This is a genomic window from Brasilonema angustatum (genome assembly GCF_059505445.1).
This window is the reverse complement of record NZ_JCACKO010000118.1, coordinates 216,764-240,671: the sequence shown is the minus strand read 5'-3', so window position 1 is coordinate 240,671 and position 23,908 is coordinate 216,764. Positions and strand designations below refer to the sequence as shown.

The window sequence follows — 23,908 nt, the reverse complement described above, 5'->3', positions numbered from 1 at the left end:
TCGCCTGTAAAAACTCTCCCACTTTATTATCTCTGACTTTTGCAAGAGGTCTAATTGTTTGGGTTGCTTGTGACCAGGTACTGGAATCATTGAGTTTAAACTTACCGAACGTTTTAAGTTAACTTTGGTTACCCATTGCTAACAAATGCTCCCTCCATTGCAGGAGTTCAGGACGTTCTACCAATGCCTTAAGATATATCCCAAGGCTCCCATTCAAATCTCTTGGCAGTGTGTGACCACAGCTCGGACATTTGAATTTTTTGTTTCCACCCAATTTGGTGTGAATATGTCCACACTTTGTACAGGTTTTCGATGTGTAAGCTTCTGACACCTCAATCACCTGTGTCTTCCATTCTTGTGCTTTGAACTTTAGATATTCCTTGAATCTATAATGTGACCAACTGAGCATTGCTCTTGCTGTCTTTGATCTGATTTTTCTAGACTTTTTCACTACCATTTGTGATGTTTCAAAGCTAGGTAAGAGAATCACATCAAATTGAGAACAGATATAATGAGCAACTTGCTTATGTGCTTCATCTACAAGATAAAATATGCGTTCTCTCATTCTTCTAGAAGCTTTAAGCATTCTATACTTTTGTTTGCCTTGAGCTTTAGAGATACGACTGTACAAATTATCTAGATAAGCGCATAGTCTGTAGATTCTACCAATGTCTAAGTTTCCAAAATCACCCTTAGTATGAAGACTGAAGAATGTTTGAAATGTTCTTACACCAGGGTCTAGAGCAACTAAGCCTAATCTTTGGTTTTCAGATTTCTTTGACTCAAAGACTACAGGAATTATAATGTAAAACTTCCCGTTCTGATGCACTAACTTACAATCAAAGTCTATGTCTGGAAAGACTTCAGCCGGTTGTAAAGACTGACCTAAATAAGTGATGTACACCCCAGACGATTTCACAGAACCTTTCGGAATATAGATGCTATCCCGTCTCTGTTTTTTCGAGCGAAATTTGACGAGTTGAATCTGTTTTGTCTGCTGGTATTTTTTCTTAGCAGTTTTCACAGCATCGCAAGCGTCTTTAATCGCAATTGACTTGATCTGATAAGGTGTTTCTTTCGACCATTCAGGTAAAGATTGAATAATTCCTGTTTTGATTGCTTTCCAATCAGCTTTAGTATCTGGTTTGTTCAGGTATGCGATAGTTTCATTAAACACATATCGAGCTGTTCCCATCCATTTCTTCAGAGTCACCGTTTGTTGTTGGTTTGGGAATATCCTTATCTTCTTTGATTTCACGTTGGTACTTTCTGAGTCCATGCATTCTGGATGAGAAAACATGGATGATCGACAGCAAATCTCTTGTAAGTTCTTCTGTGGGTGAAAGTTTATTCTCGTCGAGAACCACGATTTCACAGGAGAATTTTTTCCCAAACCATTCGATAAGGTCAAACCCAAATCTAACGAGTCTATCTCGATGTGCGACAACAATTTCACAGACAGTTCTTTCGCTAATCCAGTCCAATATGGATATAAGACCTTTTCTTTTAAAGTTGAGTCCTGACCCGATGTCTGTGATAATTTCGTGATTTGGGTAGCGTCGGCGCATAAACTCAACTTGTCGCTCAAGGTCATCTCGTTGCTTGTGACTAGAGACTCGACAATAGCAGATTTTTCGCCGTTTTTCCCCCTCTTTTTGCTTGAGGTAGGAGTCAACATCGAACAATCGTTGATTCCCGTCTGTTCGGATACTTGGCAATTGTCCACTATCTGCCCACCTCCTTATCGTGTTTGCATGAACGCCAAGTCTGTCACAAGCAACACGTAAAGGCACGTACTTAGACATCACTAAACTTCACTGTTGCTCACTCAAATCAGTGTAGCAACCTTTGGTAAGCTTTTGTAAGAAATAGTGATATTTTAATTAACTGTTCCAAAACCTCAATGCACTCGTGGTTTTCCCTTTCCTGAATATTTTGGCGGTTCTCCCCATAAATACAGGTTAGAACGTAAGCGCATCAGTTTATCTGCATTGTGACATTTACTTCGGACTCGGTTGTTGATATTGCTGTCGTAATTGATATTGCTGTAGTTGCTGTAATTGCTGTTGCTGTAGTTGCTGTTGCTGTCGTTGTTGTCGTTGTTGTTGATATTGCTGTAGTTGCTGTTGATATTGCTGTAGTTGCTGTTGCTGTAATTGCTGTTGCTGTAGTTGCTGTGGTAGTTGATATTGCTGTAGTTGATATTGCTGTGGTAGTTGATATTGCTGCGGTAGTTGATACTGCTGTTGTTGATATTGCTGTGGTGTTTTCCGCTGATTTCCATATGATGGAGAAACATTAACAGCAACAGTAGTCGTCACGGTTGTTACAGCCAAAAGAGCAGCCAAAAAACGTTGATTCAACATCTAATTTTTTCTCGTCTAAATTTATAATAACAACAATGGCTACACGGAAATTATTTATTTTTCTGGAAAATATTTTTTCTTCATGTCTTAGCTATCATCAAAACCCCGATTCAAGTATAGGAATCGTTTTTACTATTTTTGAGTATTAATGCTTAAAAGATGCCAAACTTATATTTTTCTCTTTATAACTGGGGCGCTAGGATTCGAACCTAGGGATGGCGGGACCAAAACCCGCTGCCTTACCACTTGGCTACGCCCCATCAATTTGTCTTTCAATAATATAGCAACAATTGAGGGGGTAGTGTCAAGTACTTCGCGATTTGACTTGAGGAGAATTTTATCAAATCGAAGAGGCATTCACCCGTGAAACTACAAGCCCAGCCTGTGTCTATGGCTAGCCCAGTGGCGCAAGCCATAGACACGGGTTTGCCGAACAGACAAACAAGCCTTGGCTTGGGTAGTTCACCGACTAACAACTCTCCCATTCGGGCGCTGAATAATTGTTTCTAGAACCCGCCGCTTCGCGTTTGGATCAATACTTACCAAGCGCACATACTCATTGCTATATTCCCCGAGACAGGATTCCACAGTTGATATTGCATCTTGTTCGCCGGTTATTGGGCTTGTGATGCAACTTTGCCAGGAACCTATGCGGAAGCGACGCTCATCTACATGCTCAATACCTATTCTGTAACCTTGAGACAATATCTGACGTATCTGTTCTTGGGTTTCTAAGCTCAAATGGCTATTCGATACCTGTTGTTTCTGGAATCCATTAGATATTACAGGTTGGCTTGCGCGATCGCTTGACGGTTGACTATTTGGTGTCGCGCCACCAGAAGGTGCGAATTGATTACGAGAGTATAAATCGCTTGACGGTTGAGTCGTTGGTGTCACGCCACCAGAAGGTGCGGATTGATTACGAGAGTACAAGCTGCGATTATACTGACTCACCAGTTGAGAACTCTCGACTCGCTGCTGTTCACCAACCATCAACTTGCCCATCTCAATTAAGCCAGACAAGTTGAAATTAGGCTTTTTGAATTGTGGTGGACCTTCAAGGCTGTTAACCACACGTTGAGATACGCGCTCAATTCCGGTTTCATGTATGAAGTTGCGAATTTGTTCATCATAAATTCGGGCACGCGAAGCGCTGAAAAAGTCTATCGATTGATTTGGGAATGTATCGACTAATTTTTCAACTTCTTGGCGTGAAAGTCCATCTTCACTAAAAATCCCGCCGACAATGCCAACTTTATCATCTCGGTCTGGGTCCCAGTAAAATTTCTCCATCCGACCATCCCGAATCAGTGGCGCATACAGGGTGGATAAGTCATTACCTGTTACAAGAATCGGTACACGATGTAAAGGCGTTGCGTCGTAACTACCGGGAAGTTGCACATCTGTGGGATTGTCAGCAATATTCATCAGTGTGGCATTCACCAACTGAGTGTTGACTGTGTACTGAGTGCCTTCATCAAAGCGTCCCGCACCTGCATCCAAATCATTAATCATGATCACGCACATTCTGCCCCGCACGCGAATGAGTTCCGCTGTTTCTCGATAGCGCAGACGAATCAGACGTGCTGGATCTCCTGCATCTGGACTTTCGAGTTCGCCACCGGATATGTGAGTCACTTCAATACCCATTTTCTCAAAGACTAACTCACATTGAAACGACTTGCCCTCGCCTTTGCGTCCGTGAATCCCTAAAATTAAGGGAACTCGAACACCAGGAAGATCGAGATAGTTTTTGGTGATGTGAACTGCAAGTTTATCCAGAAAGCGGGGAGAAATGTAGTAACTCATAAATCTTTACCAATAATTTCAATCCCTGATCGGGATGAGTGACCCTTGCCAACCAAAAGTCTACAATGATTTCAGGTAATAGTTGGTTGGCTTCCTTCAAATAATATTAATTTTTTTTGACTACTAATTTTCATTCATTTTGAAATCCAAAATATTTTCTCTTTTTATTTAAGTAAATACTTTTTCTTATATTTGAAAACATACGTATATTTTAACTGTGAGCGGAAGCACAACTTGGAATCACAAAGATAGTTCCATGATTAAATTTTCTTGCATCTACTTAATATAGCAGTCGCCAGGTAGATTAGCACACGAACTAATGAGAAAATACGGTCACCAAGATACTTTCAAGTCTGTTAAGCGTTAAGCGTTAAGCGTTCCCTGCTATACTTTACAAAAAGTGCACCCGACACTACCTAAATAGTAAAAAAACAGAGATAGAGTTATCTACCTCTGTTTTTTGGGAGATGAATCAATTATTTATAGTTCTCTTACGAACTAATTCCAACTTATCAGCTTTAGTATCTGCTGCTATTGGGTTTGTGAACGATAAAGCTGAGAACTTGGCACTGCTTAATGTTATCGAAACCAACAACGCGGATAAAGTTATTACCGTACTGAGAACGGCAAGCTTGGACTTCGTTTAGTACTTCTTGAGTTGATCTTGCACCAAACAGAGGTAGTTTCCACAGAGTCCAGTAATATACTGTTGGCTCAGAATTCTCGTTAAATTCAATTGCTGGAATGTAACCTTGGTTGAGAATGTACTGGATTTGCTTAGCAATTTGAGCATCGGAGAGAGGAGGCAGATAAGAAAGGGTTTCGTAGCGACGCTCTTTTGAAAAGGTTTGCATAAGTGATGATAATGGGTTGCGGTTAACATCAGTTATCAGTTATCAGTTATCAGTTATTAACTATTAACTGTTCACTGTTCACTGTTCAATGTTTGGATCTGAAGTTGCTTGTGTTTCTGGTTCCGGACTGGGATCTGATGTATTTATTTGCGTCATTCGCTCAAGATGCTGGCGACGGTGTTCGATATTGGCTTGCTGAATGCCCGTGCGAACCATTTCGGGTAAGTATTCTGTAACTTGTTCCGCTATGTGTTCTCTAACAGTCATGATCCGCAAAGCCAATTCGGGCTTCTCTTGAAAGAGTTGCTTAACGTATGCTTCTCCATCCTGAATTTTATCGGCAGAAAAGCGTTGTAGCCAAAGTGCCAAGGGAGGATTTGTTTCGCTAACTTGAGCCAACACCGTTTTCAGTGCCTGATAAGTCAGGTAGCTTTGCAGCGTCTTGGCTGTGTCCTTCGCAATTTGTTTAATATCCATGCTTGACCCCAGCCCTAGAATAGGTAAAAAGTCAATAGTCAAAAGTAATGAGAAAGAAGGATTATTTTCTTTTACTTTTTAACTTCTTACTTGACGATCAGACGGTATCGACTGATTCAAACTCGAACTTAATTTCCTTCCACAGTTCGCAAGCAGCAGCCAGTTCAGGAGACCACTTAGCAGCTTCGCGGATAACGTCGTTACCTTCACGAGCCAAGCTACGACCTTCGTTACGAGCTTGGATACAAGCTTCCAGGGCAACGCGGTTAGCGGCTGCGCCAGGAGCATTACCCCAAGGGTGACCAAGGGTACCACCACCAAATTGCAGTACGGAGTCATCACCGAAGATTTCTACCAGTGCAGGCATATGCCAAATGTGGATACCACCGGAAGCTACAGCCATTACACCAGGCATAGAAGCCCAGTCTTGAGTGAAGTAGATACCGCGCTCTCTGTCTTGCTCAACATAGTTTTCACGCAGTAGATCGACGAAGCCCATTGTGATTGCGCGATCGCCTTCCAATTTACCAACAACGGTTCCGGTGTGGATGTGGTCACCACCAGACATCCGCAGAGTCTTAGCCAAAACGCGGAAGTGGATACCGTGGTTCTTTTGACGGTCGATAACCGCGTGCATCGCGCGGTGGATGTGCAACAACAAACCGTTGTCACGACACCAGCGAGCTAATGTGGTGTTAGCGGTGAAGCCTGCGGTTAGGTAGTCGTGCATGATGATGGGCATTTTGAGTTCTTTGGCGTACTCTGCCCGCTTCAGCATTTCTTCGCAAGTGGGAGCAGTCACGTTCAGGTAGTGACCTTTGATTTCACCTGTTTCCGCTTGTGCTTTGTGGATAGCGTCAGCAACAAATAAGAAGCGATCGCGCCACCGTTGGAATGGTGCGGAGTTGATGTTTTCGTCGTCTTTGGTGAAGTCCAAACCACCGCGCAAGCACTCATAAACTGCGCGTCCGTAGTTCTTAGCAGACAAACCCAACTTGGGCTTAATCGTACAACCCAACAGAGGACGACCGTACTTGTTCAGTTTGTCGCGCTCAACTTGAATACCATGTGGAGGTCCTTGGAACGTCTTGAGGTAAGCAACAGGAATCCGCAAATCTTCCAGACGCAGCGCTTTCAGGGCTTTGAAACCGAACACGTTTCCTACAATCGAGGTCAACATGTTGGTTACAGAGCCTTCTTCAAACAGATCCAACGGATAGGCAACGTAAGCAATGAATTGGTTACCTTCGCCAGGAACTGGTTCGATGTCGTAACAACGACCTTTGTAGCGATCTAAGTCGGTGAGCAAGTCTGTCCATACGGTTGTCCAGGTACCGGTGGAAGACTCAGCAGCCACAGCAGCGCCTGCTTCTTCCGGTGGAACTCCAGGCTGGGGTGTTACGCGGAATGCTGCCAAAATATCTGTATCTTTTGGAGTGTAGTCGGGGGTGTAATACGTTAGTCTGTAATCTTTTACCCCAGCTTGGTAGCCTGATTTCGTCTGAGTCTTGGTTTGCGCGTAAGACATAATTCCCTTCCAAGAAGTCACTCTTTTTACTTACAAATTGCGTCACGTGCTACTTTCCTCGCCTCAAACATATCCCCTGTCATTGAGGGATAGGTAGAAAACATTTTGTGTTATGGGTTGCTTCTTGCAGTCAATTGTGGTTTGCCTGCAATTGTTGACAAAACATCCAAAATGTGTTCTTTAAAAGACAAAGGTTACACGTTGCGTAATTTGTAGCTCGTCTCACAATATATCAAGAATGTCATAAGTTATTCTTTGAATATTTTTAAGTTTTATATTTAAATTTGTTATTAAATAATATTTTAAACATTTTGTTAAGAATGCTTTACAAAATGGATGTCATGTAATAATTTTTTCTTTCGTTAGAAGCGTAAGAATGTAGAGTATAAAAAGTACGGAACATTTCACTACACCCCATACCCCATATCCAACCTGAACAAACAAGCATGGTGCTCAAATCGTATGCAAATTCCTCAACTTGAAACCCAACGTCTTATCCTACGTGGATTTCGTGAGAAAGATCTTGATGCTTATACCGAGATGTGCAGTGACCCCGAAGTTATGCGCTACATTGGCGAAGGCAAACCCTTATCCCGTAGGGAGTCTTGGCGGAGTATGGCAATGATACTTGGTCATTGGCAACTACGGGGATATGGTATGTGGGCTGTTGAGGAACGTTCCACCAGTGAAATGATTGGGCGGATGGGTTGCTGGAAACCTGAAGGGTGGATCGGTTTTGAAATTGGTTGGACTTTGCGGCGAAAGTATTGGGGACGTGGTTTTGCAACGGAAGCAGCAAGGGCAGCGATGGATTATGCTTTTAGTGAGTTACAACAATCCCATGTGATTAGTTTAATTCGTCCGGAGAATGCTGCTTCAATCAGAGTTGCCCAGAGATTAGGAGAAAAACTGGAAGGAAAGACAGAAATTTTGGGAAGTGAGGCGGTTATTTACGGTATTTATCGAGAAGATTGGTTAGCAAGGAAGTGTTGACAGTTAACTGTTAAGAGTCAACAGTCAACAATCAAAATAGAATATTTTTTTATTTGGAAATCCCTTATTCTCTACGAATTCCTAAATGTTCTCTCACATCAATGTAAGGTCTTTTATTTCTACCATTTGCAGACGCCGCAGATCCTGAGCGCCAATCAAAGAGATTGGTTAACGCTCGATCAGGATTTTCATTGGGTTTAAGGGTCAATATCAACTCTTCACACTGTCCATTAAATCGGTTAGCGGTGCAAATCACATTTTGTCCGTTCATTTCACCTGTTGTAACAAACCTCAACTGTTTGTTACGGCGGTAAGTTTCCAAACGTTCGCTCACCTCTTGACAACGTGTCAGTGGATCGTAGCCTGCGTTTCTGAAGTAATTGGAAGTCCAGCGAATCCAAGGTTCAGTAGCACCTCTACCATTTTGGTACACTGTCATCGGTTTTCTGGTTTCGGTGTCACAATAAAATCCTCGCCCACTTTGAGCTTGAGTGGGTTGACTCATACTTGCAGTTGCACCAAAGGCAACAACACCTGCGACCAAACTAACTAGTATTTGTTTGATATTCATCACTAAATCTTTTGAGGTTGATTGTATAATTTGGCTCATTTTTTACCCTTGTAAGCATAACGTGTCATCTATGACCGCTATGATAGTCGCAACACAAAACAGTCTTTGCCACTTTCACCCCCGACCATTGTCACGGCATCAATCGCTACAGTTCCTTATAGTTAGCATTCACCAACACACTCGGTAGTTTTCATTTGGCATTTCCTTTGATTTATAAGTAGTTAGACTGTTAAAATCATTTCTTGGTTCACTCTGAAGAAACACAAGGGTGTAAGGGTGTAAGGGGAGCCAGTGCGTTGGGGAGCCAGTACTTGATGAGTGTTTCCCGACCTAGGTATCTGGCGTGAAAAGAGTGTTTTTTTCATTCGTAGCGGGTGGTGCGCCGCCAGTTGAACTGCTCTTAAGAAACACAGGAAATAGGGAACAGGGAAGAAGGGAGATGGTGTTTCTTTTATAGTGGAGGAGTCTTTTCGTCTCAACTTAACGACGATTCAGCATTGCGATCGCTACTTACAACGCTATATTCTAAAAAAGTTGGGACATCCGTTGGTTTTGGCAATGGATGAAGTGGATAATGACATTTCACGTTTAATTAGGTTGAGCTATTTATTAAATGTTCTTATAAAAATCTTTGTATAAATCCTGTAATTCTTCTTGCAAGGAAAGAGGTTGGTAACCTAAATCAAAAGCTTTGGTACTGTCCAAAGAAACATCAGATGGTCTTGGTGCTGACATTTTTACATCTTGTTGTCGGCACGCTTTTAGTTGATTGGCAGGAGTTTTAAAAATATCTACTAAGAAACGGCCAAAATCATAGCGTGAAATTCTTTCTTTTCCTCCTAAGTGAATGTGTCCGTTAACTTTTTCTAATGCCAATAACAACCCTTTTGCTGCAGTTTTGCCACTGACGGGTGTTCTAAATTCATCTGTGAATAAATTTAATTCTTTGCCTTCTTGAAGAGTTTTGATAAAAGATTGAATAAAGCTTGTTGCTGTTGGTGTTGCCATCCCAAACATTAATGGCATACGGCAAACAGCAGTCATAGGATAACGTTCTAGCATACCTTTCTCAGCCATGACTTTTTGCTCACCATAAATATTCACAGGACATACAGGATCAGTTTCACAATAAGGAGCGTTGAAACCATCAAAAACCAAATCTGTTGATGTAAAAGCGCAAGGAATAGAATCATCGGCACAAAGTCCAGCAATATTACAGGATGCTGTGACATTGATTGCATATGATTCCTCTACATGAGTTTGACAAAAATTCGGTTGGGATAGTGCAGCGGTGTGGATGACGGCTGTTGGTTGAAAGTCACTAAAGATTTGTTTCAGTTCTTGAAAATCTCTCAAATCAACTTTCAGCATTTTGATGCCTGGAATTTCTAAAGAATGAGAAAAGTAAGTTCCATAGACTGAGTATTCTTGTTTTGCAATCTGGCAAAGATGATATCCTAAAAAACCACTCGCACCAGTAATTAATAGTTTTTTCATATTTAAAATGTATACTCTAACGCAGTTCAGCTATGTTAAAAATATCACAGAATTGTGTAAATTTGAGAGCAGAGTAGATGTCTAAAAAAAGACATATATAGCGGTTCTCAGTTGAGTGAAATACAGTGTGGGAGTATGGAGTATATAAATAACCATGTCCATCAATATGAAAGCTTACTCCACCGATCTACGCCAAAAAATCATTGATGCCCATAACAATGAACAAGGCTCTCAACGACAACTGGCGAAACGATTTAGTGTAAGTTTAAGTTTTGTTCAAAGCCTGCTGAAGCGATTCCGCTTTTACGGCACAGTTGAAGCAAAGCCGCACTCAGGAGGTCAATCTGCCAAATTAAACAGCGAACAAATGGCTTTGGTTGCGCTCTTGCTGGAGGAAGATAACGATGCCACTCTGGTTGAGTTGTGCGATTGCGCGGAGCGCAGACGCCCTTGGCGTATCGCTTAGAACAAAAGGCTGGAGTTAAAATCAGTCGAGCCACAATGGGGAGAATAACCCAAAAACTGAATCTAACACGCAAAAAAAACATTGCACTAAGCGTGAAAAATACACAGAACGAGTTCAAAAACTAAGAGCAGAGTATTGGACAACCATTGGTTCAGTAAATCTAGAGGACTTGATATTTATTGATGAGGCTGGAGTTAACATCGCCATGACTAGACGCTTCGCCCGTTCGCCCCAAGGTACTCGCGCTTATGGTGATCGTCCTGACGGGCGGGGGAAAAATGTAACGATGATTGGGGCTATGTCCTTAGAAGGAATCATTGCCGCCATGACTTTTAGTGGTGGTACTAATGCAGAGCGCGTTTAAAACTTACGTCACTCAAGTTTTGGTTCCAAATCTTTGGCAGCAGCGCAACTGTTGTCATGGACAACTTTAGCTCTCATAAGGTTACTGGTATCCGCGAAGCTATTGAAGCTGTTGGGGCTAGATTAATTTATTTGTCTCCTTATTCTCCTGATTTTTCGCCAGCAGATCATGGTAAGGTTTGTACAAGTTATGCCAAGTTTGTTTAACTATTTGCCAAACAGTTCAAACCCTTATCAGACCGAGAGTTCAGCCTTGTGGCTGGAAGCGTTATGTACGGGCTTTCACCGTGATTCACGCTTCAACGAATCGCACTCTGTGTTGAGGTCAGCGGTGGGAGGATGTCAATCAATCCAGCAAGTCAGGTTGCTGACGGACAATCATGTCATACAGTGACTGGAAATTGAACCAACCCATGAAATGTGAGCCAACTTGACGATAAGTCAGACTAGCAGTGTCAGGGTTAATCAGCACTGGCTTTCCTGCTGCTTGGGCCATCAACTGCGATTGACAGCAGCGATCCATTGTGATATACCACCATGCTGCTTCATCCACTGAACGACCAACACTCACTAAGCCGTGGTTGCGAAGAATCGCCGCTTTCTTTTGTCCCAGAGTATTGGCAATACGCTGACTTTCTTCCAAATCCAGTACCACCCCAGTATAGTCCTCAAACAAAGCGTGGTCTTCATAGAAAGCACAAGCATCTTGAGTCAACGGATCAAGAAAACGTCCCAAGGTTGACCAGGTTTTGCCGTACAGGGAATGTGTGTGAGCAGCTCCTACTACATCTGGTCGCGCTTGGTGGATTTGAGAGTGTATGGCGAAAGCAGCAGCGTTTACTGGCTTATCACCCTCAACGACCTCACCCTTGTGGTTGACCAGTAGCAGGTCGCAAACTCGGATATGACCAAAGTACATCCCAAAAGGATTTACCCAAAAGTGGTCATGGAATTCAGGGTCACGAGCAGTGATGTGTCCAGCAACACCTTCATCAAAACCGTAACGAGCAAACAAACGAAAGGCAGCAGCCAAACGCTGTTTGCGATGGAGACGCTCATCTTCCACACGCTCAAACTCAGGTGGATGGGGAAGTTCCCCAGCCAAACACTGTTTGCGATGGAGACGCTCATCTTCCACACGCTCAAACTCAGGTGGATGGGGAAGTTCCCCTTTGGATAATTTTGAGGGGTCTACTGTGAGCATGATTTTATCTCCTTATCAACTTAAGGGAAATTTAGCAACTAAACTTTTCCTAAAGAAAATATTTAAACTTTCGTAAAATTATATAGTAATCCAGTTTGGATGTTGAAAGAATCTGAGTAATTGTAGTGTTAGACGGAACGTCTAGCGCACCAGGATATTGAGATAGTCCGTTAGCCTACCGCATAACACACCCTACATATTCAAAAATCAAATAGAGGGTAAAAATAGCTTGATTTACTGAATTGGTCGTGCGATACTTCTAAGTTAACTCGATAAAATACTGCAAGCACATTGACATACCGCACTTTAAGAAAATAAAGATTATGCAGCTACTATGGTTCATCCCAACTCATGGTGACGGACGTTATCTAGGAACTGCTACTGGCGGACGGGCAGTTAGCTTTCCTTACTTACGACAAATTGCTCAGGCGGTGGATGATCTAGGTTACACAGGGGCATTGCTGCCTACGGGTCGCTCTTGCGAAGATGCCTGGATTGTGGCATCAACTTTAGCATCGCTAACTCGGCAAATGTATTTTCTGGTGGCGATACGTCCTGGATTGGTTTTGCCTGGGGTAGCAGCACGGATGGCAGCAACCTTTGATCGCCTCTCTGGTGGACGTTTGCTAATCAACGTGGTGACGGGCGGAGATCCGGTAGAATTGGCTGGAGATGGTTTGCACCTGAGTCACGATCAGCGCTATGAGTTGACGGATGAGTTTTTAACATTATGGCGGGCGATCGCCAGTGGAGAAGAAATCAACTTCGTTGGTGACTATTTCAACTTTGAGGGCGGTAAACTGCTGTTTCCCCCTATCCAGAAACCATATCCACCATTATGGTTTGGCGGTTCCTCTCCTATTGCTCAGCAAGTTGCTGCCAAGCATGTGGATGTGTACCTTACCTGGGGTGAACCACCCCAACAAGTTGCCGAAAAGATTGCCGCAGTTCGTAGACTCGCACAGATCGAGGGAAGAACTTTGCGCTTCGGTATTCGCCTGCATGTAATTGTGCGGGAAACCGAAAGTGAAGCTTGGGATGCGGCAAATCAATTGATTCGGTATGTGGATGAAGATGCGATCGCAACTGCACAAAAAGCTTATGCTCGTATGGATTCTGTTGGACAACGCCGCATGACCCAACTACACCAAGGCAGTCGAGAAGCACTACAAATTAGTCCAAACTTGTGGGCAGGAGTTGGTTTAGTCAGAGGTGGTGCAGGAACTGCCTTGGTAGGCGATCCCGATACCGTTGCCGAAAGAATGTTGGAATATGCAGATTTGGGAATCGATACCTTCATTCTATCTGGTTATCCCCACTTAGAGGAAGCTTATCGAGTCGCAGAACTCCTATTCCCCCGTCTCCCTCTGGAGAATCTTCCTGTAGTTGCTGAACAGCATGTGTTGAGTCCGTTTGGTGAAATTGTTGCCAATCAAGATTTTCCTAGACAGCAGTTTCAGAAAAAAAATATAGCCACCGTAGATTAGCAGCAATACTAACTAGAATCAGGAGATTTTGACATGGCTTATATTGTTGCGATTGCTGGCAGTCCATCAAATTGAGTTATATCTGCAAACTCTAACACTTTGTCTAGACTGGATTCTGGCAGTTCACAGCAGCAGTCACAACTCATAAGCAGGGTTCACACAGCACAAAAAGAGGTGCGATGATGGTAGATATTAAATTTGCGTATTGGGTTCCTAACGTAAGTGGTGGGTTGGTTGTCAGCAAAATTCCCCAACGTACAGATTGGACTTTCGATTACAATGCTCAGCTGGCTCAAGCAGCAGAACAGGTAGGATTTGACTATGCTTTGGCACAAGCTCGATTTATTGCCAGCTACGGTGCTGAGTACCAACTAGAGGCGCTGACTACAGTAGCAGCTTTAGCACCTGTGACTGAGCGGCTAAAATTAATTGCTGCAGTTCATCCAGGACTATGGCATCCAGGTGTCGTTGCCAAAATGGGTGCGACAATCGATTTTATTTCCAAAGGTCGTTTCGCCCTAAATGTTGTTAGTGGTTGGTTTAAAAATGAATTCACGATTTATGGTGAACCGTGGTTAGATCATGACGAACGCTATCGAAGATCTGAGGAATTCATTCGCGTACTCAAAGGTATGTGGACAGAAGAAGAATTCCACTTCAAAGGAGACTTTTACCGCATCAACGGTGGTTGGGTGAAACCCAAACCAATTAATCACAATCCACATCCAGAAATTTTCCAAGGTGGTAACTCCAAAGCAGCACGACGCATGGCAGCTCGTGTGTCTGACTGGTATTTCATGAATGGCAACACTATTGAAGGTGTGCGAGAACAGATTCAGGAAGTTTCTGCCCTAGCGCGTGAACAAGGACGGAGAGTCAAGTTTGGACTCAATGCCTTTATCCTAGTGCGAGACACTGAAAAAGAAGCTCATGACTTGCTGCGAGAGATTATTGCTCAAGCGGATAAAGAAGCTGTTGAAGGTTTTGGAGAGGCTGTCAAACAAGCAGGAGCTTCCACTCGTGAGCGTCAGGGAATGTGGGCAAACTCAAATTTTGAAGATTTGGTGCAATACAACGATGGCTTTAGGTCAGGTTTAATTGGTACAGCAGAACAAGTTGCTGAGCGGATTCGCCAATTCTACGAAGTAGGAGTAGATTTAATTCTCGGTGGATTCTTGCATTACACCGATGACTTGCCAGCTTTTGGTCGTACTGTGATTCCCTTGGTACGAGAAATTGAGGCGCGTCGTCGCACACCTGATGAGTTAGTGACTGCGTAAACGGGTGAGTTTTGAATTTTCACTGGGATTTCTCACAAGAGCAACACAAGGAAGGTAAAACATGACATCTGTAACCAGTACCGAGCAAAAAGCTTATGTGATTCGTGACGATACTGAAGCGATCGCGATCGCCCATGAATTAGCAGCTGAATTTGTCAAAGGAGATTCCGAACGAGATAGACAAGGGAAGATACCTGTTGATGAGGTAAACAAATACTCCCAAAGTGGGCTGTGGGGAATCACTGTTCCCAAGGAGTACGGTGGTTCCTTTGTCTCGAATGTCACCCTGGCAGAAGTGACCAAAATTATCTCTGAAGCTGATTCCAGCCTGGGACAAATTCCTCAAAATCACTTGTATATCGTGGAATCCATCCGGCTGGATGGTACGGAAGAACAGAAACGTTTTTTCTTTGATCTAGTATTGCAAGGTAAGCGGTTTGGCAACGCCTTTTCTGAGATTGGCACCAAATCAGTGCTCGATGTACAGACACGTTTGCAAAAGTCTGGAGATGGATACGTTCTCAACGGACGGAAATTCTACTCTAGCGGCGCATTGGTAGCGGATTGGATTCCGGTGATTGCTCGCAATGACGACGACAAAACAGTGATTGTCGTGGTAGAAGCTGGCACACCAGGCTTGAATGTCATTGACGACTGGAGCAGTTTTGGACAGCGTACCACCGCCAGCGGTACTACTATTATTGAAAATGTCAAGGTGTCCGAAGAGCAAGTCATACCGCATTACTTAGCTTTTGAACGTCCGACAACTCAAGGTCCTATAGCTCAGATCATTCAAGCTGCGGTGGATGTTGGTATTGCTAAGGCAGCTTTAAGAGACACGCTCCACTACGTTCGCAACTATGCTCGTCCCTGGATTGATGTTGAACTGGAGCATGGCTACGAAGATCCACTGACTATCTATAATATTGGTAACCTCGTTATCCAAGTTCATGCAGCCGAAGAACTGCTGCGTCGTTCGGGTGAGTATATTGATCGGGCGAACGCAGACTCAACGGATACAACTGTGGCAGAGGCTTCCATTGCAGTTGCTGAAGCGAAAGCGATCGCTGCTGAAGCTGCAATTCTAACAACCAACAAGCTGTTTGAGCTAGCAGGTACTAAGTCTACCTTGCAGCAATATAACTTAGATCGCCACTGGCGGAATGCTCGGACTCATACTTTACACGATCCTGCCCGCTGGAAATACTACGCTGTTGGTAACTTCTACTTAAACGGTGTTAACCCACCACGTCATCCTTGGTTGTAATTGCCGCATTCTCTATAGATCAATTCAGCAACGCCAAAATTTTTAACATTGCTGAATTGATCTATGAATTATTCTTTGTACCTTTGCAGATGATCTAAAAGGTGAAGGTTGTTCTTATAGTGCCAATAACCGCATCTTTATTGTCATCGTTTTGACCAGGAGCCGTAATCCAAATAACACCTGGAGTGATGGCAATGTTATCTGTAAACTGATACTTGTAAAAGCCTTCAATATGTAAGGATAAATCGTTTGCAGGTGCAGGGTTACCACCCCGATAAGGTTCTGCACCCACAAGAATACCACCAAGGTTACCTTGTTTACCTAAATCTGGGAATGCCAATCCCACGGCATAGTACCAAATATCTGCACTACCACTACCTGCCAAATTTTTGGCGTTTGTGTAGCCAAAGAACCCATTGACTGCAAATCGAGGACTAAATTTATAAAAAGCTTGTACTCCGTAAGAGTTCGTAATCATCCGCTCAAATGGAGTATTGGCTTGAGCTGTCCCGACAAGTGTAAAACCACTACCCAGATCAAATATTGCTCCCCGATTTTGGTAGGCATTTACATAGGTCAAACCAATGCCAGAGTTCTTGTTGGGGTTCCATGCTAGTTGTGCAAGTGCGCTATATTGACCATTAAATAAGCCACTACCTGATTGAGGTCTGGCATGATCTCCTGCTAAATAAGCCAAGCTCAATACCAATTTGTCACTGAATTTGTAATTGATTCCCCCACCTGCACCACCACCAATACGGTAAATAGGACTGGAGGAAGCAAATTCTGTAAGAGCGCGACCACCACCTGTAGCACTATCCAAATAGGGACTTAGAGTGGGAATGAAATCAAAAAATACTCCGTTTACTGCTCCTATGTAAGCCTGTATTTTGTCTCCAATCGGGAAGTAATAAGAGAGCCAATCAAGAATATCATCGTTGTTGGCTGGAGAGAGATTGAAGGTTTGAAGTCCTTCTGCTGTACCATTTGGCAGCGTCAAGGGAGTGGCATTTCCAGCAGTTAAGCGGACGTATAGAGTATCTTGACCTGTAAAACTACTTTTGAAAACGAGGCGAACTCTATCCTGAAAAACTGTGTTGCTATCATTAACCGAGCCACTCAAGGCATCTGTAATGGCAAAAATGGCTTCTCCTACTAGCTTTGTTGTTGTAGAAAACTGATTGGCTTCAAGTTCTGCAGTCCGAGCTTCTAAATTATCAACACGACCCCGTAAAGTTACTAGTTCAGCGGCAAATTCTTTTTGTAGTCTTTGTAGAGTAGTTAAGTCTTCTCTGGTCACTAAGTCAGATGTAGCTGTTGCAATTAGCTCGTTGATACGAGATAAACAAGCATTTAAGCCTGCTGCAAATTCATAGCGAGTGATGGCGCGGTTTCCCCGATAAGTGCTATTTGGATAGCCTGCAATGCATCCATAACGCTCAACTAAAGACTGGAGTGCTTGAAAAGCCCAATCGCTTGGCTGTACATCCGAGAGTCCAGACACAGAATTTACCTGAGACAAGGTACTATTTCTGTCGCTGCTGCTTGTCTGTGAGAAAGTTGCATCACTCTTGATTGCAGGAATAGCAGACTCTTTATCTGGCACCACAACTGCTTGTGCAATCACTCGAACTTTAGTCACAATAGTAGGTAGTGATGCTGGAATCACCGTTGTTGTCATTGCTTGAGGCGTAATCAGTGCAGCTAAATAGCTATTTTCAGCATAAGCTGATGTGCTCGCTAGCAAAGTAGTTCCCAAAATTGCCGCTCCAACTAGTGAATTCTGAAATGAAATATTTAACATTTTTTTCACTCCTCCCTCATATTTCATCTGTCAAAAATAAGATAGAATAAATTCAAAAAATTAGATGATTACTAATTTAAAAAATTTCGTTATAGCTATATTTGAAATATATTGAAGACCTTTGTAAACATTTTTTCTTCTTCTATCAGTGTTAATAATGCGATGTTTCCAGGCAGCTAAAAAAATCTCTGGCATTTTCATCTACGTAATCAAACTATAAAATACTTCTTTTTATTACAAGAATAGAATTTCCACACAAGCTAATTTTTTCACAGAGGACACAGAGGAATAGAGTTACTTCTCTCGCAAACAGCACTAAAATTAAAATCATTTTTTTCAAGACGTACCTGCACAAAAAAACCTAAGATTTCACAGGTTAATCTGAGTTTTTCGCAAAAAAAATTATAAATTACAGTATTTTAATAGAATTACCGTATTTTATATGTAAATAATGATTTTTGCATATATAGCCTTTGAAAACAAGCCCCTTGTCTTATTAAGTAGATTGTGTAATAATTTTTGATACGGTTAATCTATAAAATGACTGTACTTTAAAATTGATAACCAAAATTTAGAGTTGTCCCGCAAAGGTTAGCAGGAGAAGTAACAATGACAACCGCTACCAAAACCTATGAGCTAGAAGGACAAATCCTAGAAGCATGTTCCTGCAATACGCCTTGCCCCTGCTGGATTGGGGAAGATCCTGATGGAGGAAGTTGCGATAGTTTTGTCGCCTATTACGTTGAGCGGGGAGAGATCCAAGGTTTAGATGTATCTGGATTAACCCTTGTAAAAATTGTTTATATTCCTGGAAATGTCCTAGCGGGAAACTGGCGAGCAGTTACTTATGTTGATGGTAAGGGAACGGTTGAACAACAGCAGGCACTAGTCAAAGTTTTTACAGGTGAACTTGGAGGGGCGATCGCTGATTTGGCAAAACTGGTCAGTGAAAATCTGGATGTGCGAGTGGCACCAATTGAGTATCAAATCAAAGAAGCTCAAGGGACGATTCGTATTGGAGATGTGCTAGGTGCAGAAATGGCACCCTACCGTAGTGCTGACGGCAAACCTACCAAGCTAGTTGATAGCATATTCAGCACTATTCCAGGTTCTCCTGCTTACGTTGGCAAAGCTTCCTATCACAAGGTGAATTTACCAGAGTTCAATCTCACCTGGGAATACAACGGACGCAATGCTATTCAGGGTGAGTTTCGCTTTGAGGCTTAGACAGCGATGAATGATTCACCGCGCCAAACGACATCTGCACATCCGCTTTTAAGCAGGCTGTATGACTTTCTAACGAATGAGACGATGCCGGTTTGGGGGCTGGTATTTTTAGCTTGGGTGTTAATGCTGCTGATGGTGGTTACGGGTCTTGACCACTGGTCGTATCATGATGCTTTGATTGGGGAAAAATCTCAACCTCTTTTCCTAAAACTATTTATTTTTCTACTGACTTGGCAGGTTATGACAGTAGCGATGATGTTGCCCTCCAGCCTACCATTGATTCGGCTGTTCTCGAAAGTTAGTCGGCAACAAAGTCAGGAAAAAGGTTATCTGCTTTTGGTCGTATTCATCTGTGCCTATGCTACAGTCTGGACTGGCTTTGCTCTCCTCAATTTTTTGGGTGACTGGGGATTACACCATCTGGTTAATTCTTTACCCTGGCTTCATCAACGTACTTGGCTAATTTCTGGCACAACTGTGCTAATGGCTGGTGCGTTCCAGTTTAGTGGACTGAAAGAACATTGTTTAAAGTCGTGTCGGCATCCTCTGAGTTTTCTCACTCATCACTATCAAAGAGGGCTGAAAGCTGCCTGGAATTTGGGAATTCGCCACGGTCTTTACTGCCTGGGCTGTTGCTGGGCGTTAATGCTGGTGATGTTTACCGTGGGAGTGGGGCATCTTACCTTAATGTTATTACTAACTGGCGTAATGGTAGTAGAGAAAACATCACGCTGGAGCCGTGTGCTAGTTCCAGTAGTAGGTACTAGTCTGCTTGTTTTGGGAACCCTCACTTTAGTACATCCTAATTGGTTATGGGAATTCTCGCCTACACATCATGCACTAAACCTGAGAACTTTTTTTGAATTTTGAGAAGCTGCAATAAATGCAATTAATCGAAACTAGAGAGTCTGAAGATTACATTGTTTTAGCTAAGTCCTTGGCAGAGGAATTTGCTCAGACAGCAGTCGCACGGGATGCTAAAGGGGGAACACCAAAAATTGAGCGCGATACGCGTAGCGTCAAGCCTCCGGCTTATCGCTTGCGCCAAAGCAATTTACTAAAACTGATCGTACCCAAAGAGTACGGCGGTCTAGGGCAAACTTGGCTCGTCGCTCTCAAAATAACCCGCGAGTTTGGCAAAGTTGATAGCTCTATTGCTCATATCTTCTCCTACCACCATTTAGGTGTGGTTATTCCTCATATCTTTGGTTCCACAGAGCAAAAACAGCGGTATTACTCAGAAACTATCCGCAACAATTGGTTTTGGTGCAATGCCGTTAACCCCCTGGATCGCAGAACAACACTGATATCACAGGACAATCATTTCCGCCTCAACGGCATCAAAAGCTTCTGCTCTGGTTCCCAAGACTCAGATGTATTACCTATTACAGCTACTCATGTTGAAACTGGTGAATTAAGCATTCTGGCAATTCCCAGCCAACGGGAAGGCGTTACTATCCATAATGACTGGGATAATATGGGGCAACGCCAAACAGACAGCGGTAGTGTTACGTTTGACAATGTGCTAGTCTATCGTGATGAAATTCTAGGTAGTAGAGATAAACCAAATCAACCTTTCGGCACTATCCGCTCTTGCTTGACTCAATTGAACCTTGCCAATATCTATTTGGGAATTGCACAGGGTGCATTTGAGGCGGCTTTATTATATACTCGCACGACGACAAGGCCCTGGTTGACATCCGGCGTAGAAAGTGCAACACAAGATCCCTACATTCTCCAGCACTATGGTAATATATGGGTTGACCTCCAAGCAGCTAAAAGTCTGACTGACCAAGCGGGAGAATTACTACAAGCAGCCTGGGAACAGGAATGGGCACTGACAGCAGAACAACGGGGAGAATCAGCGTTGGCGATCTGCCGAAGGCAGCAGCGAAGCTATCGCCACTGCCAAAGTCGCCGCCACCAGAGTCGGTTTAGACATTACCAACCGCATCTTTGAAGTTATGGGCGCACGCGCTACCAGTGCTCAATATGGCTTTGACCGCTACTGGCGCAATCTCCGCACTTTCACCCTGCATGATCCAGTGGATTACAAAGTGCGAGATTTGGGGAACTGGGCATTGAATAATGAGTTACCAAAACCCAACTTTTACTCATAGTTTTATCGGTTGGATACCAAGCAGCGTGGACTCTGGACATAGAAAATAAAAAAAAATCGCTAATTGCTGCTTATATTTAGCAATTAGCGATGGCAAGGAGCATAACTGTATTGCAATAATCTTTTGTATCATCTGCAATTATCTAGGCAGACAAAGTACTGACCCCAAAGGTGCGATGTTCCTTTGAAGCAGCCCCTTGAGCGATATAGCATTAACACTTACCTTGAATATTTTTATTAGATATTTTGTCAATAAAATTAACAAAGTAAAAGCTTAAAGTATAAAAAGTGACTGAATATTATTTTTTATTTCATTAGTACTATTGTACCAAAAATAAGATTTAATGGTCAATATTGATGCTAAAAGCTTCCATGTTATTTTCACGCTATGTAGATAATACTAACTTCCATAGTCCCTTAAGCAACACCCGGAAGAATTCCTAAAGTTAGGCAAAAAAATTAAAAGATATTAGCTTTATGATTTATCTTCTGTAGGGGTCTGGGGGAGCTATAAGACCCACGCCATAGCGTTGGGATACATGGACTCCACGCAAAATGTTCATGGGGGAAACCCCCAAGACCACACTCGCTCTCCAGGTTAATATTAGGAACTCGATGTTTATAATATTAACATTTAGTAGTTGTCACCAGTCTAGTAAATCCTCTACAATACTGATAAGCAAGCTCATGCACTTTGCGATGCTGGTGACATGATTTTCATGGAAGATCTAGACTACTGCACTAGTGCAAAAGGCATGTTTGGTAAACATATGCTTGATGCTGGATTTGGACAGTTCAGAACTATTGTCAAGTATGTCTGCTGGAAACGCGGAAAATTCTTTGCTGAGGTTGACGCCAGGGGGACTTCTCAGGAATGCCCTGAATGTGGTGGTTTAGTCAAAAAAGACCTGAGTGTTAGAGTTCATAGCTGCCCAAACTGCGGATATACAACAGATAGAGATGTGGCAGCAGGTCAAAATATTAGAAACCGAGGAATCAAGCTCATTAGTACCGTCGGGCAGACGGGAATGGAAACAGCCTGTGCAGTCGATCTACCGGGGACTGATGCAAGTCAGTCTAGGCAAGTGGCGAAATCCCGTAAGGGAAAAACCAGGAAATCCTCGAAGTGATTTGAGGAAGCCCACACTATACCGCTTGCGGTTAATGTGGGAGGATGTCACCCAGAGTATTAAGTTGCAAAATCTGGAGTGCCTTTATGACAGCCGATTTAACTTCCCTTGCCTCAGGTGATTTTGTCACTGTACTCTCACTCGCTGCAACTGCGTATCAAGGACAGAGAAATGAGCGCCCCGGTGCTGAAGTCGTGGTCAATGCTTTGCTGCAAGCGGAAAAAGCAGCTAAACAGCAACACCTGACATATCCTTTTGAGTCCTTGGTTGGTGAATGGCGACTATGCTTTGTCACTGGAACCAAAAAAGTCATAAATAAAGCCGGAATTGTCTTGGGCAAAGGTTTTTATATCCCGAAATTGGCTGCAACTTATATTTCCTTTGACACCACGCCAGCTGTAGATGAAACTCCAAGCAGAGAGGGAATTGGCAATTCAGTTCAATGTGGTTTTGTTTCGTTGAAGCTCAAAGGTCCAGCACAATATTCAGCGAAGAAAAACTTATTGGCGTTTGACTTTCTCCAGATGCAAATCAGTTTGTTTGGTCGTGTGATTTACAGCGGTCAGATTCGAGGCGGTAAAACTGGGGCGGAAAATTTTTATACTCAACCTGTAGCGAAACTACCCTTCTTTGCGTTTTTCTTAGTCACACAAGACTTGATTGCAGCTAGCGGTCGTGGAGGTGGGCTAGCACTGTGGATTCGAGAAAATTGAACTTCGTTAAATGCAATATTCTCAATTTAAGTAAATCATACCAACGTCTCTACCACCAAATAGAGGAGACATCAAGAAAGTAGATGATAGTCTAGAAAAATATTACGACTACAAACCAAATATTCATAGTGCGCAAGGAGATCTTTCACTTTGAATAAATCAGCACTCATAATCCCCTTACTAGCATTTGTTATGCTACTGCCGGTAAGTACATTCGGTCGTGCTCATGCTTCAACCAATAATTCTGCAAATACGTCCTCTTTCAACCTGAGTTCTCAAAAATGGAAAAATCGCGTACTAGTAGTGTTTGCTCCCTCTAGTAGCAATCCTGCTTACCAAAAGCAGATGCAACTGTTTGACAAGTATAAATCAAGTTTTCGTGAGCGGGATTTAGTTCTTGTTCAAGTTGTTGCAAACGGCAAGAGTTTTGCTAACACAGAGCAAATAGATCCGGCGGGGGCGGCTAGGTTGCGCTATCGCCTAAAAGTCAGTAACCAAGATTTTTGTGTTGTCTTGGTGGGTAAAGACGGTGGTGTCAAGCGTCGTGATACAACTCCTATCCAAGCAAAAGCTATTTTTAACGAAATTGATGCCATGCCCATGCGAAGACAGGAAATGCGAGAACGAGGCTAGTTAACAATTCAAAAATAAACTAATGTCCTGCTCCTTTGAGCTGTTTGTAACATTACTTGGTTAAGAAGAACGCAGAACACAGAAAATCCCCACGGATTCCATTCGTGGGGATTTTACAAG

26 protein-coding genes and 1 tRNA gene are annotated in these 23,908 nt (G+C 42.9%); 15 read left to right on the top strand and 12 right to left on the bottom strand.

Annotation, left to right across the window (positions count from 1 at the left end; all coding sequences use genetic code 11):
• Positions 1 to 118 precede the first annotated feature (118 nt).
• From AC5JM2_RS20785 to AC5JM2_RS20750, 8 genes are all read right to left on the bottom strand, one after another.
• Entirely contained in the window at positions 119 to 1,279 is a 1,161-nt protein-coding gene (locus AC5JM2_RS20785; protein ID WP_495836734.1) for an RNA-guided endonuclease InsQ/TnpB family protein, read from the bottom strand.
• A complete protein-coding gene (locus tag AC5JM2_RS20780) occupies positions 1,170 to 1,805 on the bottom strand; it encodes an IS607 family transposase (protein WP_495836733.1) in 636 nt (211 codons plus the stop codon). The genes AC5JM2_RS20785 and AC5JM2_RS20780 overlap by 110 nt, the downstream gene beginning before the upstream one ends.
• A gap of 195 nt (positions 1,806 to 2,000) precedes the next feature.
• Positions 2,001 to 2,366 (bottom strand): hypothetical protein, encoded by a 366-nt coding sequence (locus AC5JM2_RS20775; protein WP_495836732.1) that lies wholly within the window; start codon positions 2,364 to 2,366, stop codon positions 2,001 to 2,003.
• A gap of 188 nt (positions 2,367 to 2,554) precedes the next feature.
• Positions 2,555 to 2,626, bottom strand: a tRNA-Gln gene (locus AC5JM2_RS20770).
• A 202-nt stretch (positions 2,627 to 2,828) separates the two neighbouring features.
• Positions 2,829 to 4,175 carry a RuBisCO small subunit-like domain-containing protein gene (locus AC5JM2_RS20765; protein ID WP_495836731.1) on the bottom strand — a complete coding sequence of 449 codons (1,347 nt, stop codon included), beginning with the start codon at positions 4,173 to 4,175 and terminating at the stop codon, positions 2,829 to 2,831.
• Between the two features lie 518 nt (positions 4,176 to 4,693).
• Complete coding sequence (locus AC5JM2_RS20760) at positions 4,694 to 5,029, bottom strand: ribulose bisphosphate carboxylase small subunit (RefSeq protein WP_495836730.1); 336 nt, start codon at positions 5,027 to 5,029, stop codon at positions 4,694 to 4,696.
• A gap of 78 nt (positions 5,030 to 5,107) precedes the next feature.
• On the bottom strand, positions 5,108 to 5,506 hold the full coding sequence (rcbX, locus tag AC5JM2_RS20755; protein WP_495836729.1) for a chaperonin family protein RbcX: 399 nt from the start codon (positions 5,504 to 5,506) through the stop codon (positions 5,108 to 5,110).
• 97 nt (positions 5,507 to 5,603) lie between these two features.
• Positions 5,604 to 7,034 (bottom strand): form I ribulose bisphosphate carboxylase large subunit, encoded by a 1,431-nt coding sequence (locus AC5JM2_RS20750; protein ID WP_495836728.1) that lies wholly within the window; start codon positions 7,032 to 7,034, stop codon positions 5,604 to 5,606.
• Positions 7,035 to 7,496: 462 nt separating this feature from the next.
• On the opposite strand from AC5JM2_RS20750, the gene AC5JM2_RS20745 reads away from it, so the two are divergent.
• Entirely contained in the window at positions 7,497 to 8,027 is a 531-nt protein-coding gene (locus AC5JM2_RS20745; RefSeq protein ID WP_495836727.1) for a GNAT family N-acetyltransferase, read from the top strand.
• A gap of 64 nt (positions 8,028 to 8,091) precedes the next feature.
• On the opposite strand, the gene AC5JM2_RS20740 is transcribed toward AC5JM2_RS20745, so the two are convergent.
• Positions 8,092 to 8,637, bottom strand: coding sequence for a COP23 domain-containing protein (locus AC5JM2_RS20740; protein WP_495836726.1), 546 nt, complete (start codon positions 8,635 to 8,637; stop codon positions 8,092 to 8,094).
• Between the two features lie 417 nt (positions 8,638 to 9,054).
• Here AC5JM2_RS20740 and AC5JM2_RS20735 point away from each other — a divergent pair, with 417 nt between their 5' ends.
• On the top strand, positions 9,055 to 9,237 hold the full coding sequence (locus tag AC5JM2_RS20735; RefSeq protein WP_495836725.1) for an AAA-like domain-containing protein: 183 nt from the start codon (positions 9,055 to 9,057) through the stop codon (positions 9,235 to 9,237).
• Here the strand turns inward: AC5JM2_RS20735 and AC5JM2_RS20730 are convergent.
• Positions 9,208 to 10,095 (bottom strand): SDR family oxidoreductase, encoded by an 888-nt coding sequence (locus AC5JM2_RS20730; protein ID WP_495836724.1) that lies wholly within the window; start codon positions 10,093 to 10,095, stop codon positions 9,208 to 9,210. The genes AC5JM2_RS20735 and AC5JM2_RS20730 overlap by 30 nt on opposite strands.
• A 154-nt stretch (positions 10,096 to 10,249) precedes the next feature.
• Here AC5JM2_RS20730 and AC5JM2_RS20725 point away from each other — a divergent pair, with 154 nt between their 5' ends.
• The 3 genes from AC5JM2_RS20725 to AC5JM2_RS20715 all read left to right on the top strand — a co-directional run bounded on the left by AC5JM2_RS20725 (position 10,250) and on the right by AC5JM2_RS20715 (position 11,131).
• Positions 10,250 to 10,561, top strand: coding sequence for a helix-turn-helix domain-containing protein (locus AC5JM2_RS20725; RefSeq protein ID WP_495836723.1), 312 nt, complete (start codon positions 10,250 to 10,252; stop codon positions 10,559 to 10,561).
• 169 nt (positions 10,562 to 10,730) lie between these two features.
• Positions 10,731 to 10,925 (top strand): transposase, encoded by a 195-nt coding sequence (locus AC5JM2_RS20720; RefSeq protein ID WP_495836722.1) that lies wholly within the window; start codon positions 10,731 to 10,733, stop codon positions 10,923 to 10,925.
• A 29-nt stretch (positions 10,926 to 10,954) separates the two neighbouring features.
• Positions 10,955 to 11,131 (top strand): transposase, encoded by a 177-nt coding sequence (locus tag AC5JM2_RS20715; RefSeq protein WP_495836742.1) that lies wholly within the window; start codon positions 10,955 to 10,957, stop codon positions 11,129 to 11,131.
• A gap of 139 nt (positions 11,132 to 11,270) precedes the next feature.
• On the opposite strand, the gene AC5JM2_RS20710 is transcribed toward AC5JM2_RS20715, so the two are convergent.
• Positions 11,271 to 12,128, bottom strand: a complete 858-nt coding sequence (locus AC5JM2_RS20710; protein ID WP_495836721.1) for a class II aldolase/adducin family protein — start codon at positions 12,126 to 12,128, stop codon at positions 11,271 to 11,273.
• A gap of 323 nt (positions 12,129 to 12,451) precedes the next feature.
• On the opposite strand from AC5JM2_RS20710, the gene ssuD reads away from it, so the two are divergent.
• The 3 genes from ssuD to AC5JM2_RS20695 all read left to right on the top strand — a co-directional run bounded on the left by ssuD (position 12,452) and on the right by AC5JM2_RS20695 (position 16,162).
• Complete coding sequence (gene ssuD / locus AC5JM2_RS20705; RefSeq protein ID WP_495836720.1) at positions 12,452 to 13,615, top strand: FMNH2-dependent alkanesulfonate monooxygenase; 1,164 nt, start codon at positions 12,452 to 12,454, stop codon at positions 13,613 to 13,615.
• Between the two features lie 179 nt (positions 13,616 to 13,794).
• Positions 13,795 to 14,895, top strand: coding sequence for a dimethylsulfone monooxygenase SfnG (gene sfnG, locus AC5JM2_RS20700; RefSeq protein WP_495836719.1), 1,101 nt, complete (start codon positions 13,795 to 13,797; stop codon positions 14,893 to 14,895).
• A gap of 61 nt (positions 14,896 to 14,956) precedes the next feature.
• A complete protein-coding gene (locus AC5JM2_RS20695; protein ID WP_495836718.1) occupies positions 14,957 to 16,162 on the top strand; it encodes an SfnB family sulfur acquisition oxidoreductase in 1,206 nt (401 codons plus the stop codon).
• Between the two features lie 94 nt (positions 16,163 to 16,256).
• On the opposite strand, the gene AC5JM2_RS20690 is transcribed toward AC5JM2_RS20695, so the two are convergent.
• Positions 16,257 to 17,966, bottom strand: a complete 1,710-nt coding sequence (locus AC5JM2_RS20690; RefSeq protein WP_495836717.1) for an iron uptake porin — start codon at positions 17,964 to 17,966, stop codon at positions 16,257 to 16,259.
• A 609-nt stretch (positions 17,967 to 18,575) separates the two neighbouring features.
• On the opposite strand from AC5JM2_RS20690, the gene AC5JM2_RS20685 reads away from it, so the two are divergent.
• The 7 genes from AC5JM2_RS20685 (at position 18,576) to AC5JM2_RS20655 (ending at position 23,788) form a co-directional block, all read left to right on the top strand.
• A complete protein-coding gene (locus AC5JM2_RS20685; RefSeq protein WP_495836716.1) occupies positions 18,576 to 19,193 on the top strand; it encodes a DUF1326 domain-containing protein in 618 nt (205 codons plus the stop codon).
• Between the two features lie 6 nt (positions 19,194 to 19,199).
• Positions 19,200 to 20,063, top strand: coding sequence for a DUF2182 domain-containing protein (locus AC5JM2_RS20680; protein ID WP_495836715.1), 864 nt, complete (start codon positions 19,200 to 19,202; stop codon positions 20,061 to 20,063).
• A gap of 13 nt (positions 20,064 to 20,076) precedes the next feature.
• Positions 20,077 to 21,153 (top strand): acyl-CoA dehydrogenase family protein, encoded by a 1,077-nt coding sequence (locus tag AC5JM2_RS20675; protein WP_495836714.1) that lies wholly within the window; start codon positions 20,077 to 20,079, stop codon positions 21,151 to 21,153.
• Positions 21,092 to 21,313 (top strand): acyl-CoA dehydrogenase family protein, encoded by a 222-nt coding sequence (locus AC5JM2_RS20670; protein WP_495836741.1) that lies wholly within the window; start codon positions 21,092 to 21,094, stop codon positions 21,311 to 21,313. The genes AC5JM2_RS20675 and AC5JM2_RS20670 overlap by 62 nt, the downstream gene beginning before the upstream one ends.
• A 718-nt stretch (positions 21,314 to 22,031) precedes the next feature.
• Positions 22,032 to 22,442: an RNA-guided endonuclease InsQ/TnpB family protein gene (locus AC5JM2_RS20665; RefSeq protein ID WP_495836713.1), complete on the top strand. Its 411-nt coding sequence runs from the start codon at positions 22,032 to 22,034 to the stop codon at positions 22,440 to 22,442.
• An 86-nt stretch (positions 22,443 to 22,528) separates the two neighbouring features.
• A complete protein-coding gene (locus tag AC5JM2_RS20660) occupies positions 22,529 to 23,155 on the top strand; it encodes a hypothetical protein (RefSeq protein ID WP_495836712.1) in 627 nt (208 codons plus the stop codon).
• Positions 23,156 to 23,347: 192 nt separating this feature from the next.
• On the top strand, positions 23,348 to 23,788 hold the full coding sequence (locus tag AC5JM2_RS20655) for a DUF4174 domain-containing protein (protein ID WP_495836711.1): 441 nt from the start codon (positions 23,348 to 23,350) through the stop codon (positions 23,786 to 23,788).
• Positions 23,789 to 23,908 lie beyond the last annotated feature (120 nt).